General features: G+C 69.6%; 17 protein-coding genes and 3 pseudogenes. 9 read left to right on the top strand and 11 right to left on the bottom strand.

Translation table 11 applies throughout. From position 1 onward, the window contains the following. Positions 1–99 precede the first annotated feature (99 nt). Genes AB0I59_RS25965 through AB0I59_RS25955 form a run of 3 tightly spaced genes read right to left on the bottom strand, consistent with a single transcriptional unit; the run spans position 100 to position 3,409 of the window. Positions 100–876 (bottom strand): ABC-2 transporter permease, encoded by a 777-nt coding sequence (locus AB0I59_RS25965; RefSeq protein ID WP_061254376.1) that lies wholly within the window; start codon positions 874–876, stop codon positions 100–102. Next, on the bottom strand, positions 873–2,444 hold the full coding sequence (locus tag AB0I59_RS25960; protein ID WP_358136844.1) for an ABC transporter permease subunit: 1,572 nt from the start codon (positions 2,442–2,444) through the stop codon (positions 873–875). Before AB0I59_RS25960 ends, AB0I59_RS25965 begins: the two co-directional genes overlap by 4 nt. Further along, the gene (locus AB0I59_RS25955) at positions 2,441–3,409 is read right to left on the bottom strand and encodes an ATP-binding cassette domain-containing protein (protein WP_358136841.1); all 969 of its coding nucleotides are present in this window, start codon (positions 3,407–3,409) and stop codon (positions 2,441–2,443) included. The genes AB0I59_RS25960 and AB0I59_RS25955 overlap by 4 nt, the downstream gene beginning before the upstream one ends. A 136-nt stretch (positions 3,410–3,545) precedes the next feature. Between AB0I59_RS25955 and AB0I59_RS25950 the strand changes: the two genes are divergently transcribed. Further along, the gene (locus tag AB0I59_RS25950; RefSeq protein WP_358136838.1) at positions 3,546–4,829 is read left to right on the top strand and encodes a sensor histidine kinase; all 1,284 of its coding nucleotides are present in this window, start codon (positions 3,546–3,548) and stop codon (positions 4,827–4,829) included. After that, positions 4,826–5,518 (top strand): response regulator, encoded by a 693-nt coding sequence (locus tag AB0I59_RS25945; protein ID WP_358136836.1) that lies wholly within the window; start codon positions 4,826–4,828, stop codon positions 5,516–5,518. Before AB0I59_RS25950 ends, AB0I59_RS25945 begins: the two co-directional genes overlap by 4 nt. Before the next feature lie 133 nt (positions 5,519–5,651). Here the strand turns inward: AB0I59_RS25945 and AB0I59_RS25940 are convergent, their stop codons facing one another. Beyond that, complete coding sequence (locus AB0I59_RS25940) at positions 5,652–6,401, bottom strand: DUF4097 family beta strand repeat-containing protein (protein WP_358136833.1); 750 nt, start codon at positions 6,399–6,401, stop codon at positions 5,652–5,654. A gap of 82 nt (positions 6,402–6,483) precedes the next feature. Between AB0I59_RS25940 and AB0I59_RS25935 the strand changes: the two genes are divergently transcribed. Beyond that, positions 6,484–7,152: a TetR/AcrR family transcriptional regulator gene (locus tag AB0I59_RS25935; protein WP_358136831.1), complete on the top strand. Its 669-nt coding sequence runs from the start codon at positions 6,484–6,486 to the stop codon at positions 7,150–7,152. Between the two features lie 88 nt (positions 7,153–7,240). On the opposite strand, the gene AB0I59_RS25930 is transcribed toward AB0I59_RS25935, so the two are convergent. Together AB0I59_RS25930 and AB0I59_RS25925 are read right to left on the bottom strand one after the other, a co-directional pair. After that, positions 7,241–8,434 carry a coiled-coil domain-containing protein gene (locus AB0I59_RS25930; RefSeq protein WP_358136828.1) on the bottom strand — a complete coding sequence of 398 codons (1,194 nt, stop codon included), beginning with the start codon at positions 8,432–8,434 and terminating at the stop codon, positions 7,241–7,243. 308 nt (positions 8,435–8,742) lie between these two features. Beyond that, positions 8,743–8,973, bottom strand: coding sequence for a hypothetical protein (locus AB0I59_RS25925; protein WP_358136827.1), 231 nt, complete (start codon positions 8,971–8,973; stop codon positions 8,743–8,745). Positions 8,974–9,076: 103 nt separating this feature from the next. Here AB0I59_RS25925 and AB0I59_RS25920 point away from each other — a divergent pair. Both AB0I59_RS25920 and AB0I59_RS25915 read left to right on the top strand, forming a co-directional pair. After that, positions 9,077–10,291 (top strand): annotated as a pseudogene (locus AB0I59_RS25920) (IS3 family transposase). A gap of 30 nt (positions 10,292–10,321) precedes the next feature. Beyond that, positions 10,322–11,149, top strand: a pseudogene (locus tag AB0I59_RS25915) (Tn3 family transposase); the annotation flags it as partial. Positions 11,150–11,302: 153 nt separating this feature from the next. Here AB0I59_RS25915 and AB0I59_RS25910 read toward each other — a convergent pair. Genes AB0I59_RS25910 through AB0I59_RS25900 form a run of 3 tightly spaced genes read right to left on the bottom strand, consistent with a single transcriptional unit; the run spans position 11,303 to position 13,583 of the window. Beyond that, on the bottom strand, positions 11,303–12,772 hold the full coding sequence (locus AB0I59_RS25910; RefSeq protein ID WP_358136825.1) for an MFS transporter: 1,470 nt from the start codon (positions 12,770–12,772) through the stop codon (positions 11,303–11,305). Beyond that, positions 12,772–13,233 (bottom strand): SRPBCC family protein, encoded by a 462-nt coding sequence (locus tag AB0I59_RS25905; protein ID WP_358136823.1) that lies wholly within the window; start codon positions 13,231–13,233, stop codon positions 12,772–12,774. The genes AB0I59_RS25910 and AB0I59_RS25905 overlap by 1 nt, the downstream gene beginning before the upstream one ends. Further along, the gene (locus tag AB0I59_RS25900) at positions 13,230–13,583 is read right to left on the bottom strand and encodes an ArsR/SmtB family transcription factor (RefSeq protein ID WP_358136820.1); all 354 of its coding nucleotides are present in this window, start codon (positions 13,581–13,583) and stop codon (positions 13,230–13,232) included. Before AB0I59_RS25900 ends, AB0I59_RS25905 begins: the two co-directional genes overlap by 4 nt. A gap of 248 nt (positions 13,584–13,831) precedes the next feature. Between AB0I59_RS25900 and AB0I59_RS25895 the strand changes: the two genes are divergently transcribed. Both AB0I59_RS25895 and AB0I59_RS25890 read left to right on the top strand, forming a co-directional pair. After that, the gene (locus tag AB0I59_RS25895; RefSeq protein WP_358136817.1) at positions 13,832–14,824 is read left to right on the top strand and encodes a recombinase family protein; all 993 of its coding nucleotides are present in this window, start codon (positions 13,832–13,834) and stop codon (positions 14,822–14,824) included. A gap of 42 nt (positions 14,825–14,866) precedes the next feature. Next, positions 14,867–15,331: pseudogene (locus tag AB0I59_RS25890) on the top strand (DDE-type integrase/transposase/recombinase); the annotation flags it as partial. A 199-nt stretch (positions 15,332–15,530) separates the two neighbouring features. Here AB0I59_RS25890 and AB0I59_RS25885 read toward each other — a convergent pair. Continuing rightward, a complete protein-coding gene (locus AB0I59_RS25885) occupies positions 15,531–15,653 on the bottom strand; it encodes a hypothetical protein (protein WP_358136814.1) in 123 nt (40 codons plus the stop codon). Between the two features lie 109 nt (positions 15,654–15,762). Between AB0I59_RS25885 and AB0I59_RS25880 the strand changes: the two genes are divergently transcribed. Together AB0I59_RS25880 and AB0I59_RS25875 are read left to right on the top strand one after the other, a co-directional pair. Beyond that, positions 15,763–15,978 (top strand): hypothetical protein, encoded by a 216-nt coding sequence (locus AB0I59_RS25880; protein ID WP_358136811.1) that lies wholly within the window; start codon positions 15,763–15,765, stop codon positions 15,976–15,978. Between the two features lie 130 nt (positions 15,979–16,108). Then, entirely contained in the window at positions 16,109–16,297 is a 189-nt protein-coding gene (locus AB0I59_RS25875; protein ID WP_358136808.1) for a hypothetical protein, read from the top strand. A gap of 170 nt (positions 16,298–16,467) precedes the next feature. Here AB0I59_RS25875 and AB0I59_RS25870 read toward each other — a convergent pair whose 3' ends face one another. Continuing rightward, positions 16,468–17,043: a peptidoglycan recognition protein family protein gene (locus AB0I59_RS25870; protein WP_061254349.1), complete on the bottom strand. Its 576-nt coding sequence runs from the start codon at positions 17,041–17,043 to the stop codon at positions 16,468–16,470. Positions 17,044–17,126: the final 83 nt, after the last annotated feature.

The following is a 17,126-nucleotide window of genomic DNA, read 5'->3' as shown; positions in this document are numbered from 1 at the left end:
CGTTCCCGACCGGCCCCGCCGTCATCGCGCACGGCGGTTGACCATCGCCAGCCTGGGTGAACTCCTGAAGGGGTGACCCGGACGGCGGAGGCGTGTCGCTCACGCGTCGCGTACGCGCAGCAGCGATCCCCCGCCCAGGAGAGCCGCGGCGGCCCATGCGGCGAGCACACCGAGACCGGCCCATGGGCTGAGGGGCAGGCTGGAGAGATTCGTGGTCGCCTGGACGGCGAGTCCCGCGTTCATCGGCGAGATCTGCCAGAGCAGCCTCTGCCAGTCCGGGTCGGAAATCATGAAGGGGAGGATCGAGAAGACGTAGAGCAGGACGAACACCACCCCGATGGCCGTCGCCGAGTCCCGTACGGCGGCGGCGACGCCGAGACTGAGTAAGGCGATCAGCACGAGGTAGAGGACCGAGCCGACGGCCGCGCGGAGCGTCGGCCCGTCGGACAGGGACAGGAACGGGTGGCCGTGAGCCGGGGTGAAACCGTTTCCGGGCAGGATGAGCCACCCGGCCAGCACGGACCCGAGCACGGCGACGGCGCCGGCGGCCAATGTGAGGCCGGTGAGGACGGTCGCCTTGGCGGCCAGTACGGTGCCCCGGCGCGGCATCGCCGCCAGGGTGGTGCGGATCATGCCGGTGCCGTACTCACCGGTGATCGCCAGGACGGCCAGGACGGCGACGGCCGCCTGGCCCACCTGAACCCCGATGAGACTGATCTTGGCAGGGTCGTGGTCGCATCCCGCCGCCGGGCAGGACACGGTCGCGGCCGCCGCCGCGCTCGACGCCACGGTCAGCGCGATGACGGCGAGCAGCAGCCGGCCGGTGTCGGCTACAGTGCGCAGCTTCGTCCACTCCGCGCGCAGTTCCCGTCTCATACGTCCCTCCGGCGCAGCATGAAGACGGCCAGGCCGAGAGCGAGCACGGCGTAGCCGCACAGCACGGCGAAGCCGGCCCACGGCGCCAGCGGATAGTAGCCCGCCTGCGGCACGTAGTGGCCGATCACCTGCGGGTACTCCGGGATGCTCTGCTGGATCGCGAAACCGGCGGCCGGGGTGAGCCGCAGCAGCCACTGCGCCGCGCCCGCGGGCAGGACGGAGGCGGTCGCCAGGATGTGAGGCAGGACGATCGCCGCGATGGCGGCGGTCACCGCCGCGGCGCTGCGCTGGAACAGGGCGCCGAGGGCGAGGGCGAAGACGGCGGCCACGGCGAGCAGCGCAGCGACGCCGACTACGACGCGCGATTCGGTGAGCAGGCTCACCGGAAGGACGTAGTTGCCGCCCGCGCGCAGGATCCACGTGCCGAGCGGGACCACGACACCGGCCCCGGCCAGCCCGGCGACGAAGGTCACCGCGGCGATCACGACGGCCTTCGCCGCCAGCACCCGGCCTCTCCGTGGGCTGGCGAGCAGGCTGGTGCGGATCAGGCCTCGCCGGTGCTCGGCGGTGATGAACAGCACCGCCACCACGATCACCACGATCAGGCCGGTCAGCACGCCGGTGAGGGTGCTCTCGATGGTCTGGCCGTCCGCGAGCGGCGCGATGTCGCCGACCCCGGTGACGGTGAAGGTGCCGCCGGACTCGACGACTCCGCCCGGATGATGGGGCGACCCGTCGGGCTCCCGGGTGACCCCGATGTCGTCGCGGCTCCACGCGCCGCCGGACACCTTGCCCTCCAGGCTGACCTGGTCGAAGGCGGCGGTGGCCTCGGCGAAGCGGTTCTGCACGGTGCTCCCGCCGAGATCAGTCTGCTTCACCGTCAGGTCACCCGGGGATGCGACGAAGAGTCCGACCTGCACCGTGGCCGGCAGCCCGGCCAGCCGGGCGGTGCCGACCTTGGTCCAGTGCGCGCCGTCGGCCGACTCGTAGCCGGTGAGCTCCTCTCCTGAGCGGGTCAGCCGCAGCCAGCGCGGGGAAGCCGCCGAGACACCGCCCGGACGACCGGCCACATCTTCGGTGAAGTCGTGCTGCATCCGCACCCCGTGCCCGCCGGTGATCATCGTCGCGGCATAGGCCGACCCCTGCCGTGTGCCGTCCTTGATCATGACGCCGGCCTTCGCCCACGGTTCGACCCCAGGCACGACTCGCCGCGTCCCCGGGGTGATGTCGGGCAGGCGGATCTGACCGGTCATGGAGGTCATCCGGACGGTGATGCCGCCGTCGCCGGCCAGCGACCGGTGCACGAAGTAGAACTTGTCCTCCACCGCCTCACCGCCCGGCCCCACCGGAACGGCGGGGCAGACATCACTCGGACCACCGCACGATGTCTGGCTTCCCGACGCGGAGAGCAGCCCGAGCAGGACGATGACCAGCGCCGCGACCATCATGCCGATCAGCCAGCCGCGTACTGTGCGGAACTTGGTCCACTCCGCGCGCATCAGTTGGGCGAAGCCGTCGCGCCCGGTTCGCAGGCCCGAGCGGTAAGGGGTGGCGGTGCCGCTGCTCATCGGGCCGCCTCCTGTCCAGCGGCGGCTCCAGTGGCGGTTCCGGTGGTGACTCCGGTGGCGGCGCGGAATTCGACCGCGTCCCTGGTGAGATCCATGTACGCATCCTCAAGCGTCGCGCGATGGGCCGCGACCTCGGAGAACGGCACCGCGTTCGCGTTGAGGAGCGTCACGATGCGCTCTGCCTCCAGTCCGGAGACGGTGATCGTGTCGCGGTCGCCGGCGGCGACGGTGGCGCCGGCGTGCGCCAGCGCCGTCATCGCCTCCGATCGTGCCGTGGTGCGCAGCGTGACCCGGCCGCTGGAGGCGGTGGCGATCAGATCGGCCACGCTGGTGTCGGCGACGACCCGGCCGCGGCCAACCACCACGAGATGGTCGGCGGTGTCCTGGAGCTCACTCATCAGGTGGCTGGAGATCAGGACGGCGCGGCCCTCCGCGGCCAGCGACCGCAGGAGGCCGCGGATCCACACGATGCCCTCGGGATCCAGGCCGTTGACCGGCTCGTCGAGCATGAGCACCGGTGGATCGCCGAGGAGCGCCGCGGCGATCCCGAGCCGCTGCCGCATCCCCAGCGAGTAGCCACCGGCCTTCCGCCGGGCCGCGGATCGCAGCCCGACCTGCTCGATCACCTCATCGACCCGCCTGGCGGGCAGCCCCTGGGAGTGGGCCAGCCACAGCAGATGATTGCGGCCGGTGCGGCTCGGCTGCAGCGCCGCGGCGTCCAACAGCGCCCCGACGTGGCTGAGCGGGTTCCGCAGGCTCGGGTACGGTCGCCCGCCGACCAGCGCGGTGCCCTCGTCGGCCGCGTCCAGGCCGAGGATCACCCGCATCGTGGTGGACTTGCCCGCGCCGTTGGGGCCGACGAAGCCGGTGACCTGCCCCGGCGTCACCCTGAAGGACATCCCGTCCAGGGCCATGGTCCGGCCGAATCGTTTGCGCAGCCCGATGACTTCGATGGTTGCTTCCACGCCAGGCAGATTAGGTAACGGCGTTACGCGCGGTCGTCACACCACCGAGCCATCTTCACGATCGCTGGTGTGAGTGACGTCCCATCCCTCACGCGAGGGATGCCAGTACGGTGGGACGGCCGCGACAATGGCCTGCGTGGATCGAACGGGTGACCGAAGCGGCGGATGGGCGGCCAGGTGGCGGCGGAGCGCCGCGATTCCCCACGCGCCTGTCGTGGCCGGCGTCCTGCTGGCGGTGCTCGCGCTGACGGAGGCGATCGTGCACGCCCGGAGTTCGCCGCTGGCGCGTTCGTTCGGGCATGCCGTGAGCAGACCGGTGGGCGAGACGATCGCGCACGCCGGGACACCCCCACCGGTCGAGTCCACCGGCGCCGTGCTGTACGTCGTGGCGTTCGGCCTGCTCGGCCTGGCCACCACGCTTCCCCTGGCGCTGCTGTGGGCGCAGCCGGCCGCCGCCGCCGTCGTCGTCTCCACGACGATCGTGCTGTCGATCACGGCCTTCCAGACGCTGACCGTGGCGGGCCTGGGCGCACAGCTGGTCGCCGGGTACCGGCTCGGCCGCAGCGGCTCGTACCTGCTCGCGGTCCTTCTCGCCGTGCCGTACCCGGTCCTGGCACTCGCCGGTACGGCGGGCGGCGAGGCGCGGGTCCTCACCCTGCTGCTGGCGTCCCTGGCCCCGGCGGCGGCGATGGCCGGAATCGCGCGGCGCGCACACAGCGAGGCGCTGGAGAACACGGCCGCCCGGCAGGTCATCGCTGACAGCCTGCTGGAACACACGGCGCGCGGCGAACGTGCTCGCATCGCCCGCGAACTGCACGATGTCGTCGCCCACCACATTTCCATGGTCTCCGTGCAGGCGGAGACGGCCCGGCTGACCACCCCCGGGATGCCGGCCGCCGGCGCGGAGCGGCTGTCCGCCATCGGCGACACCGCCCGGGCGGCGCTGACCGAGATGCGGCGGCTGCTCGGTGTGCTGCGCGAGGACGCGCAGGCAGACGCGGCGGACCTGCGACCTCAGCCCGGCCTGCGCCTGCAGGAGCTCAACGAGTTGCTCGACGAGTCACGGGACGCGTCCGGGACCGGCATCCGCCTCATCCTCAACGGCCCTCCGGTCATGCTCGACCCCGGCGTCGAACTCGCGGCCTACCGCATCGTCCAGGAAGCCCTCACCAACGCCCGGCGCCACGCGCCGGGCGCCGCCGTCGACGTGGAACTGCACTACGCCGGCGACGCCCTGCGGCTGCTCATCCGCGACAACGGACCCGGCCCGTCCGCGGCCGCCCCTGCCGACGGTCACGGGCTGTCCGGCATGCGAGAGCGCGCCGCGGCCGTCGGCGGGAGGTTGCGCACCGGCCCCGCCGCCGGCGGCGGCTTCCTCGTCGAAGCCCGCCTACCCGGAAAGGAGGAGACGGCCGCATGAGTCCGCAGTCCCCTGCCGTCCGGATCGTCGTCGCCGACGATCACCCGGTGGTTCGCACCGGATTCGCCGAACTGCTCGACACGCAGCCGGACTTCACCGTCGTCGGCGCCGCCTCCGACGGTGCCGAGGCGGTACGGCTCTGCCGCGAGCTGTCACCCGACGTCGTCCTCATGGACGTCCGCATGCCGGGCATGGACGGCATCGAAGCCACCCGGCGGCTCGCCGGATCCGCGACGGCCGAGCCGCGCATCCTCATCCTGACCACGTTCGACCTGGACGAGTACGTCTACGACGCGCTTCGCGCCGGAGCCAGCGGGTTCCTGCTCAAGGACGTCACCGCGGAGCGGCTCTTCGACGCGGTACGCGTGATCGCCGCGGGCGAAGCGCTCCTGGCCCCGGCCGTCACCCGCCGCCTGATCAGTGAGTTCGCCCACCTGCGTCCGGGGCCCGAGGCCACGCCGACGGTCGCGCTCAGCGCGCTCACCCCTCGCGAGACGCAGGTCCTGCGGCTCATCGCCGAGGGCCTGTCCAATCCGGAGATAGCGAGCCGGTTGACGGTCACGGAGGAGACCGTGAAGACACACGTGAGCCGCGTGCTGAGCAAGCTCGGGCTGCGCGACCGGACCCAAGCGGTCGTCACCGCGTACGAGACGGGACTGGTCGTGCCGCGCTCACGCGGCCCGAGGTAGCCCGCGCGCATCCGGCTCATGTGGAGTCATCATCTGCGCGCGCACGGGAAGGCGGATCGTCGAACACCCTGGGGGAACAGGAAGAGGATGCCGAGGTTCCTGAGCCAGTCGATGTAGTTCTTGCGCACGGCGATCAGCTCGCCGGCCCGGCGGGACGTACGGTGATCCGCCCGTTGTCACTCGTGGCGGTGATCACGTGCCGGCTGGTCGCGTCCTCGCGTACGTCGGCGCGTACGTCCTTGCCGCCCTTCACCTTGACCTGGTAAGCCGCGTCGGGCACCTCGACCGTGAGGGCGCCGTTGTCGGTCCGCACGGCGACCTGGTCGGGAACGGCGGCGAACGCGAGGTGGATCGCGCCGTTCCCGGAGACCGCGTCCACCTGGCCCGACCTGGTGCCCGTGGCACGCACCTCGCCGTTCTCGCTCTCCAGGCTGAGCGGTCCTGAAGCGTCGGCGACGGAAATCGCTCCGTTGTCGGTACGGATCCGCAGCCCGGCGCCGAACCCCGACGCCGAGACCCTCCCGTTGTCTCCTTCGACGGTGAGCGCCGTTCCCGCGGGCACCACGACTTCGTACCGCACGTCGCAGCCGCCGATGAGCGTCACGCAGTCAGTGGCCAGCGTGAGCGTGCCGTCTTTGAGGTCCCACGTCGTCTTCGGATCACCGCCGAGCACAGACCATCGGGAGAACCACCGCCTCACCTGGACGTCGGCGACTTCGCCCGGCTTGATGTCCAGGTCGCCGCTGCCCTTGGCGATGCTCAGCCGGTCCTGGGCGAACGCGAAACTCCGTTTCTCCGGCTGTGCCTCGTCCGCCGAAACGCCGCACCCGGCGAGGAGGACCAGCGCCGACGCTGTCAACACGAGGGATCGAGAGGTCGTCAAGAGAGGTCTCCTAGAGAGATAAGAGTGCATGACACCTCGCACGATACCCAAAGTATTGAGTACTTTGAGTATGCTATTTCCTGTGAGTGATGATCAGACGCCGAGCCCCGCCCGCCGCGTTCCGCGCGAAGAGGTGCGCCGCCGACTGCTGGCCGAGGCGGCGCGGGTGTTCGCCGAGCGCGGCTATGTCGACGCCCGGCTAGAGGACATCGCCCACGCCGCCGGCTTCACCAAAGGCGCCGTCTACTCGAACTTCGGCAGCAAACAGGAGCTGTTCGCGGCCGTCCTCAGCGATGGCGCCGAGACGGAACTGGCCGCCGTGATGACGGAGATCCGCGACACCAGCGCGCTGCCCACGCTGATCGCGCGGGTCTCCTCTCTGGTCACCCGGCGGATCGTCGGGGACACCCGCCGGGGGTACTTCGGCCTGGAGTTCGCGGCCCGCGCCGCCCGCGACGACCGGATCCGGTCGGTGCTCACCCCGATGCGCCGAACGCAGCGGGAAGGGGCGGCCAGATCGATCGCCGAGGCCGCCGAACGCACCGGCGCCCGCCCGGCCGTCGACCCCGACCTGGCCGCGCTGATCCTGCACTGTCTGACCAACGGCCTGACCAACGAACACCTCGCCGACCCCGAGAAGGTGAACACCGAGACGATCGAGCGAGCCCTGTCCACCGTGCTCTTCTGCCTTCTGCCGCCGGACCGCGACCCGGCTCCGCAACCATCGGAGACCCATCCGGTCCGGGACTGATGACACGTTCGTCTATGGCACCCGCCCTACCGCCGGCCTGCCTCCGCCGAGGACGGACCTGCGGGATGGGTCCCGATGCCGTTCCGGATCAGCGCGCCCCGGGGGCCTCGGCCTGGCCCTGATCGCCCGCGTTCGCGTTCCCGGTGGCCCCCTCCTCGTGGTGCCTCGCCCGGAACTCGGCCGCGACCGCGCGCTCGCGTAGCTGCGCCGCCTCCGCCCTGGCCGCGTCGAGTTGCGCCCGGAGATCCTGCATCCGTGCCCGCTCCAGGGCGAGTTCCGCCTGCAGCTGCTCCCGCTCAGCGGCGGCCGTACCGGCCTGGTCTGCGGCCTTGGCCAGCTCCTCGGCCGCGGCACGCGCCTCCGCCCCGGCCCGCGCGGCCTCTGCCTGGGCGCGCGCGGTCTCCGCGGCCGCGAGCGCGCGGGCCGACTCCGCAGCCTCCGCCCGGTCGCGTTCGCCGTCGGCGCGGGTGACGGCGCGGTCACGCTCGGCCTCGGCCGCGTGGGCCCGTGCGATGGCCGCCGCACTGGCCTGTTCGGCCTCCCTGTGCGCGCGCCGTGCCATCTCCGCCTCGGCGCGGGCGCCGACCGCCTCGGCCTGGGCCCGCTCACGCTCCTGGTTCGCCTGTGCGGCGTCCGCCTGCGCCTGCCGTACCTCCGCGGAGGCCCGCGCGGTGTGCTCGGCGAGTTCGTGCAGCGCCTGGTCCCTGGCGGTTTCGGCCAGGTCGGCCCGCTTGCGGGCCTCCTCGGCCGCCTGCCTGGCCACCCGTTCCGTCGTCGCGGCCTCGCGCAGCGCCGCCAGCGCCTGTTCCCTGGCGGTCTCCGCGTCGGCGAACGCGGTGTCACGCTCGGCGTGGGCCTCCTCGGTCCGGCGGCGCGCCTCCTCCGTCTGCCTCCTGGCCTCCTCGGTCGCCTCGTGGGCCAGCCGTACCTGCTCGAACGCCTGCTCCCGCTCGGTGCGGGCGATGGCGACGCGGGTGTGCGCCTCGGCCTGGACCGCGCTCAGCCTCGCCTCAACCCCGGCGGGGCTGAGCTCGTCGGCCAGCACCTGTGCGAGCGGTGTGATCGCGGCGGCCAGGCCCTTCTCCATGCGCTCGTAGAGATCCTCGGCCCGGGCCAGCGCGCCTTCGAGTCCCGGGGTCGCGCGGCGCAGTTCGCGCTCGCGCTTGGCCGCCGACTGGCAGTCGCCCTCCGCGCAGTATTCCCGGGGTCTCCCCCGGCCGGTCCGCTGCTCGATGGGCATGCCGCAGTGCTTGCACGGCGTCGCCGCCGGAGAGGTCGTCACGAGCGATCACTCTAGCAATTTCTGGATTTCTGGAAACCAATAATCAAAAACGGCGAAATCTTGCGCGCCGGTTCATGTGGATCACTTGGGAGATTGTTAATTCCCGCAAGTGACCTTGCGCACTCGCGAAACAGGTGGGAGCCTCCCCTGGAGGCGGGGCCTGGGGCGGGGCTCTACGGCGCGGGGAACAGCTCTTCGACCGCCAGTCGCACCACCACCAACTGCAGCGGCAGGCCGCGGCCCCTGGCCCGCTCCGCCGCCTTCGCCAACGCCGCCCACCGGTCACAGGTGAGCGGCGTCGTTCGCGGTCACTCCTTCCGGCGGCCACGCGCCGGGATCTCCTCGGCGGCGCGCATTCGGTCGAGCTCCGCCTGCAGCCGCTCAGCCCGCTCCGCGTCAACCTCCGACTCGGCTCGGGTCGCACGGGCTCGGGCATCGTCCGCCGTGGTGGTGATGGCGAGCACCCAAGCGTCGTAAGCCGCGGTGAGGGCCTCGCGCTGCCGCTCGGCATGGCCCAGGACTCCCGAAGCTACGCCCAAGCGCGAAGTAACCTGGTGTGACGCTTAAGGAAGATGAATCGCTCCGGGTTTCGTGGAGGCCCTGAAGCCAGCATCGGCTGGCGGAAGGGAGAATCACGACACGATGCCTGCCCCCAGGAAGTACCCCCAGGAACTCCGCGAGCGCGCGGTGCGGATGGTCTTTGAAATCCGGCAGCAGACCGGACAAGCCCCCGGCGCGATCGCGCGGGTCGCCGACCAACTCGGTGTGCACCGCGAGGCATTGCGCGGCTGGGTCCGCCAAGCCGAGATCGACGACAGGCAACGGCCCGGCACCTCCAGCACGGACGCCCAGCGGATCGCTGAACTGGAGCGAGAGGTCCGCGAACTGCGCCGGGCCAACGACATCCTCAAGGCCGCAGCCACTTTTTTCGCGAAGGAACTCGACCCCCGACCGCCCAGATAGTCGCCTTCGTCGAGCAACACCGCGACCGGTTCGGCATCGAGCCGATCTGCGACGTACTCCAGGTGGCGACCTCTACCTACTACGCGGCCAAGACACGCCGGCCCTCGGCGCGGACGGTCCGCGACGAACAGCTCAAAGCCGAGATCACCCGCGTCTGGAACGACAACTTCGAGGTGTACGGCGTGCGCAAGATGTGGAAGGAACTCACCCGGCAGGGCGTCAGCGCAGCCCGCTGCACGATCGCCCGGCTGATGAGGCAACTCGGACTGACCGGCGCGGTCCGCGGTGACCACAAGAAGCGGACCACGATCGTCGAACCGCAAGCCCTGCGGCCTGCCGACCTGGTCGAGCGTGACTTCACCGCCACGGCGCCCAACCAGCTGTGGGTCGCCGATCTCACCTACATCCCGACCTGGTCGGGGTTCGTCTACGCCGCCTTCGTCATCGACGTGTACTCGCGGATGATCGTCGGCTTGGCGGCTGGCCGATCATCTGCGCACCGACCTGCCGCTGGACGCGCTGGAGATGGCCATCTGGCGGCGCGGCGGCAACGTCGACGGGCTGGTGCATCACTCCGACCGGGGATCTCAATATCTGTCGATTCGCTACACCGAGCGCCTGACCGAGACCGGCGCCGTCTCCTCGGTCGGCTCACGCGGAGACAGTTACGACAACGCCCTGGCCGAGAGCACCATCGGCCTGTACAAGACCGAACTGATCCACCGGCGAGGGCCCTGGAAGGGCCTGGATGATGTGGAGATCGCCACCATGGAATGGGTGGACTGGTACAACAACCGGCGGCTGCACAGCGCTTGCCAGGATCTCCCGCCTACCGAATTCGAGACGCTCTACCGCGCACGGATCAACCCGGTTATCCTCGCCGGAGCCAACTAACCCGGCCTCCACGAAACCCGGCGCAGTTCAGTGCCCGGGACCCCGCGCGACTCGCTGTTCATCCTGGACGCTTTGCTGAACCTGGACGGCGGGGTGAAGCCGGAGATGGTTGCCACTGACAACGCATCCTACTCGGACATGGTGTTCGGCATCTTCAAGATGCTCGGCTACCGCTTCTCCCCGCGTTTCAAGGACCTTCAGGACCAGCGATTCTGGAAGGCCCAGATGCCCGGCGCCGAGACGGTGGGCGGGTACGGGCCGCTGGAGGCCATCGCGCGCAAGGTGAACGTGAAGAAGGTGCTCACCGCGTGGCCGGACATGCTGCGGGTGGCCGGCTCTCTGGTCACCAGCCAGGTCCGCGCCTATGACCTGCTGCGGATGTTCGGCCGCGAGGGCCACCCGACCCCGCTGGGGCAGGCGTTCGCCGAGTACGGGCGCATCGCCAAGACCTTGCACCTGCTCGCCGTCGTCGACCCGGTCGACGACACCTATCGCCGCCAGATGCACAAGCAGCTCACCGTCCAGGAGTCCCGCCACAAGCTCGCCCGCGACATCTGCCACGGCAAGAAGGGCACCATCCAGGACGGAATGGAAGATCAACTAGGGTCACTGGGACTGGTTTTGAACGCGGTAGTCCTGTGGACGACACGCTACATCGACGCCGCCGTCGCCCAGCTGCGCGCCGAGGGCCACGACATCAGGGACGAGGACATCCCCCGGCTGTCCCCGCTCAAGCACAAGAATCTGAACTGCCTGGGCCGCTACAGCTTCACCGCCTCCCAGCCCGTCGATGGCCTGCGGGCCCTGCGCGACCCGGACGCCGTCGACCTCGACGATGACGACGGAGAGGAGGAGTGAGCCGGGTGCCGTCCGCACCCGCAGCGACACCGAGGACCTCGGCGCAGGGGTTCGCTGGTGAGGCTGGGGCCTTGTCGCCGGATTCGGGTCCGGCCCTCCATGGAATGCGGAACAGGAATCACGCCAGGAGGGAGCCAGGGTGTGTCCCGTAGATCAAGGTGAGGTTGACGGTGCCCTGGTAGGTACGTTCTCGCTTGCGTCTGCCGACACATTGCGAGATAGGCCGGATCGCTTGCTGAGGAGCGTCAACGCGGTGATCAAGGCGAGAGCGGCGAAGGCGCCAGCTGCCCCGAATGCGGCGCGCTGCCCGGTAGTGAGTGCGAGCGGTAGCGGTGCCGGACCACCGATCGCGGACGTGCGGGCGGCGGCGACGCTGGTGCAGATGGCAGTGCCGACGGCGGTGCCGACGGCGAAGGAGGTGTCGGCGAGGCCGGCGGCCATGCCTGAGTCCTTTTCGGTGACGCCGGTCAGCGCGGCGATCTGTGCGCATACCGTGGCGGCGCCCATTCCCGCCCCGAACAAGAACAGGGCGGCCGGCAGAAGACTCATCGCGCCACTGGCCGGTATGCGGGTGAGCAGCAGGCAGCCACAACCGAGCAGAACGGTCCCGGCGGCAGCTACCCGCCCCAGGCCGATCCTGGTCACGACTCGTTGGCTCAGCAGGGCGCCTGCGACCGCGGTGACGGTCATCATCGCGGTCGCCAGCCCGAACTGCGCCGCCGACCAGCCGAGCACCTGCTGCACGAAAGAGGTGAGGGTGACGAGCATGCCGTCGACGGTCATGCCGGCGATGAGCAGGAGGATGTTGCCGCCGATCAGCATGCGCGAGCGCAGCGCCCGGAAGGGAACGAGCGGGGCCACCGATCGCTTCTCGATCAGGATGAACATCCAGACCAGTACGGCCACGGCGGCCAGTAGCCCGATGGTCTGTCCGTTCGCCCACCCGGATGTCGGCACCCGGGTGATCACGTATACGAGCAGGACGAGTGCTGGGGCGATGGTCAGCGCACCAGGGATATCGAAGGAACGGAAGCGTGCTCGGTCCCGGCTTTCGCGCAGCAGGGCGGGGGCGAGCACCAGCACGAGAGTCCCGACCGGGACGTTGATCCAGAACACCCACTGCCATCCGAGGATGTCGGTGATGATGCCGCCCAGTAGTAGACCGGCTGTGGCGCCGAACCCGCCGAGTCCGCCCCAGATACCGAGCGCCTTGTTCCGCTCGGTCCCTTCGGGGAAGGTGTTCATGACCATCGACAACGCGGCCGGAGCGATGATCGCGGCCGAGACGCCCTGGAGTGCACGGGCGGCCACCAGGGTCTGGATGGATGGAGCGAGCCCGCACGCCAGCGAGGCCAGGACCCGCAGCACCATCCCGGCGATGAACACCCGCCGACGGCCCAGCAGATCCGCAGCGCGGCCGCATAACAACAGCAGTCCGCTGAAGGCCAGCGCGTAGGCCGTCACGGTCCATTGGATGGCAGGGCCGTGCAGGCGAAGGTGGTGTTCGATCGCGGGCAGAGCGGTGAGCAGGCTGGTGCCGTCCAGAATGGTCATGAAGAACGCCGTGCCCAGCAGCGCCAGCACCCGCCAACGTCGATTCTGCGAAGGGTTGCTCGTGGTCATCACTGTTGCTTGATGCTTCGCAGCAGTTCGGCGGCGAGCGCGTCAAGCCACTTGCCGGTGCCCTGCTCCCGCCAGCGTGGTTCTTCGCGGCCATCGAGGAAGGTGCCCTGCTCGGTGAGTAGCAGCCGGGTGCTACCACCCTCAGGGTAGAACTGCACCGTCGTCAGCGACACTGTCGCAAGGTCTTGCCCCTCGGACAGAGTGGAGGTGTAGACGATCCGCTCGTCCTGGACGATGTCGCGGTACCAGGACGAGAACGTCAGCACCGCGCCACTGTCGGAGCGGCCGCGGTTGACCTCCCGCCCACCGACGCGGAAATCAAGCTCGTGCTCGGCGTCGGGGCCGGCGAACCAGCGGGCCTTTGCTTCGGGGTCGGCCCACGCGGCGAACACTGTGGCCGGTGAGGCCGCGTAGAGGCGTTCGAGGGTGAACGTGGCATGCGTGACCACGTGATCGGTCATTGTGTGCTCCCTTGATCTGGGCTGTCGCAGTGTTCGGTCAGGTAGTCGCCGAGGCGATCGAGGCGGTGTTCCCAGGCAGTGCGCTGCGCAGTGATCCAGTCCTCGGCCATTCGCAGCACACCCGGCTCGATATGGCAGGTGCGTACCCTTCCGGCTTTCTCGGACCGGACCAGTCCGCACGCCTCCAGTACTTGTAGGTGCTGCATCACCGCCGGCAGCGACATGGCGAGCGGCCGCGCCAGCTCACTGACCGAGGCAGGCCCGCGGATCAACCGCGCAACGATCTCCCGGCGAGTTGTGTCCGCCAGCGCTTGGAACACCCGGTTCAACGAACCAGCTTGGTTAAGCATGCGCCTAACTATTCGATGCCGGCAGCGAATAGTCAAGCATTTGGTTAACTTTTCTTCCGTCGGGGGTGCGCCGTTCCCTCACATACGTCTCGTCCGGGAGTACGCGCCCGGGCCTCACTTCTCACAAATGGTCATCTGTGAGAGTTCTGCGAGAGGCCCGGAAGCGGTCACGTTTCACCAGGTGGCCATTCGCAAAAGTCCTCTCGAAACCCGCACGTTGTGCGAGACACTTCTGAGAGACTGCCGTCATGGATTTGACACCCGATCAGGCCGCATTGGCGGTAGAACGTCACGACTGCCCGAACTGTGACGCGCCCGCCGGCAGCGCCTGCCGTACCCGGGGCGGCAAGACCGCCGCGAAGTACCACACCCCGCGCTTCGTTCTCGTCCCCGCGCTCCGCGAGGAACTGGAGATCCCGGTGCCCGCCGACCGCGGTCCCGGCCGCGCATGGAAGCAGGGGCCCGCGCCCCGCACCGAGCGGCCGGTGCGAATCGGATACGCCCGCACGTCGACCGCCCGGCAGGAACTGGCGAGCCAGCTCGAAGCCCTCCGCCGGGCGGAGTGCCACAAAGTCTTCTCCGAGCAAATCAGCACCCGGGTCAAGGTCCGGCCCGAGCTGGAGAAGGCGCTCGCGCTGGCCCACCAGTTCAAGGAGGCCGCGCCCGAGACCCCCGTCATCTTCACCGTCCACGAACTCAAGCGCCTCGCCCGCAACGCCGCCGAGCTGATGACGCTGTCCGCCGAACTCCAGGCCGGCGGCATCCAGCTCGAACTCCTCACCGGCCCGCTCACCGGCATCTACGACCCCAACGGCACGGGCGCGATGTTCTTCGCTGTCCTCGCCGTCGCCGGGCAGATCGAGCGCAACTACATCCGGGAGAAGACCCTCGAAGGCCAGGTCATCGCCGCATCCAAGGGCAACCACGGAGGACGCCCGAAGGTCATCGACGACGACATGCTCACCTTCGCCGTCGCACTCAAGGACAAGGGCGTCCCCGTCCCCGAGATCGCAAAGAAACTCACCATCAAGGTCGGGAAGAACGCGGGCAAGTCCCCATCGGTCGCCTCGCTCTACCGGGCCCTGGCCGAAGCCGAGGCCGCCACGGTGGACGACGGCCTGCCGCTCAGGCCCAAGCCCGTACGCATCCGCCGCCCCGAGGACCCGCTCACCCCCGAAGAGATCGACCTCCGCGAACGCCTCCAGGCCCAGCCCCACCCGAACGCGGAGACCCGCAGCTAGCGACCATGATCAAGGGCTTAGCGCCAACGGCTGTACCGATGGTCCCCAAGGCCGGTCACTGCCGAACTGCGTGCCCGGGGGCGGCAGGTCAACCGCAAGCGGGTGACACGGGTGATGCGTGTCTTCGGCATCGCCGGGCTGCGGTTGCGCAGGAAGGTGCGCACCACTGTCAGTGAGCCGTCGCACCAGAAGGTGCCCGACCTGCTCCAGCGTGACTTCACCGCGCCCGCGCCCGGCCGGCGCTACGTCGGCGACATCACCTACCTGCCGCTGGACCGACGGTGGTTTCCTCTATCTGGCGACCGTGCTGGACCTGCACTCACGCCGCTTGGCGGGCTGGTCGATCGCCGATCACATGCGCACCGAGCTGGTCGCAGACGCACTCCGGGCCGCCCAGGCGACGCGCGGCAGCCTGACCGGGGCGATCTTTCACTCCGATCCCTTGAACCCAAGCAATACACCTCCGCCGAGTTCGCAGCCCTGTGCAAGGGGCTCGGGGTGCGTCGATAAGATGCCGCTCGCCGTATGACCACCGGTGTCCACGCTTCGGGGTGAAGCCCCGTTCGCCCTGTTACCTCATGGGATTTCGTCACTCGGGCAGAATTGCTCGCATTGCCCCTCAGTCAGGTGTTGAGTTCAGGCGTCCTACCAGCGGAAACGCAGACCTGTGTCAGTGCCCGCCCGGGCGGCGATGGGCACCTGGTTCTCAGCGGTCGAGGTCGTCGTGGACGGCGGCGACGAAGGAGACCAGACGGGTGGCCGGGTGCCGGTCCAAGGCGTACCGGGCGCGGTCGTAGGCGCGAATCGGCAGCAGGATCGGACTGCACATAGACAACTGGGACCGGCTGCCGTACGCCATCCGGGAGCACAGCCGGCGGCGGCTCTGCCTCAACTACGGGCCCGGCCACCGCTATCTCCTGGTCGCCGACCGGGACATCATGGAGATCTGCCAGACCCTTAACCAGGCCCAGGATGAGCATTACCCGCACACCGACGACGTGCGCCGGTACGTCGCCGACGGCCACCCGCTGCGCTGCCTGCGCATCCGGCTTGAGCCCGGCCAGGGATACATCGCACCCACAGAGTTCCTGCCACACGATGGCTCCACCAGCTACGCCGAGGAGCGGTCGCTCGCCGCTTTCTGGTTGGGCTGATCAGGCGGGGGTGGGGGCGGCGAGACTCTCCCACCCCCGCGTCCTTGTTATATCGGCCTGCCTCGCGGGCGCGGTGGCCTTCTCGCAGTTATCCAGCAACACCGACAGCCGCACCGGTAGCGTCGAGATCATGGCTCGCGACGTGACCCACGGCGGCCGCCGGACAGGCCGTAAGCCCGGCAACCGCAAGCAGTACGCGTGGGAGCGGAAGCTGGTGAAGTCCAGCCGCCCAATCGCCGAGCAGCCCGCGAAGTGCAAGGCGTGCAAGACGGCGACGACAAAGGGGAAGCTCCGGCTCGGCTACTGCTCGAACTGCTGAAGCAGCGAAGCGTAGGTCAGGCGTCCTGCTCGTCGTCGAAGACGAGTTCCCACTAGTCGCCGCGGATGAGCTTGCGGTGCTTGCGCGGGCCGGCCTTCACTTCGGCGACGGGCACGCCTTCAGGGACGGGGATCGTGCCTCCCAGCCCACCCCGCTTCGGCTGCGGTCAATCAGCGGGGTGGGCGCCGCCGGGCCCGCCCGGCTTTGAACGTGATCCCGCCGACCGTCCACCGGGACTTCCACTTCATCTGCGGGTCGTAGATCTCCCGCATTTCACCGACGCCTTCCAACTCGGATGTGGCCTCATGCCAGGCGTCAAGGCCGGCGCCTTCGAAGGCGACGCCCCAACTACCGTCCGCGGCGGCGATTTCTATCCGGTTGCCGGGGTTCTTTCCGTTCCACTCGTCGGTGCCGACCAGCTCGCCGAAGACCTCGACCCGCACCTTGCCCACGTTGTTGAGGCCGGGGCCGTTGGCGGCGGACAGGATGGGGGCGCCGCGGCCTTCGAACACGTAGCGGTGCGGGCAGACGAGGAGGTTGTAGGCGATGTCGTTCCAGCCGTTGGTGTCCATGTGGAACGCCTGGATCTGGCGGACGGTGGTGATGCACTTGGCGTGGTCGGCGAGGAGGGCGGTGGGGACGGTGGAGCCTTCGTAGTGGACCTTGACGCCGCGTGCGGTGGGGAGAGGGGTGTGGGGTCCGCGGGGTGCGCGGGCGCCCCATTCCTTGCGGGTGACGAAGTGCATGGTGCTGCTCCGTCCGGCTGGTTGCCGTGCCGAAGGGAAGATTTCGGGCAGGGATGGTTATCGTCCGGTCTCGGCGTGATTGT

This window comes from Microtetraspora glauca (genome assembly GCF_040656155.1).
Lineage (GTDB): Bacteria > Actinomycetota > Actinomycetes > Streptosporangiales > Streptosporangiaceae > Microtetraspora > Microtetraspora glauca.
The sequence above is the reverse complement of the archived record's forward strand: the minus strand, read 5'-3'. Positions and strand labels throughout refer to the sequence as shown.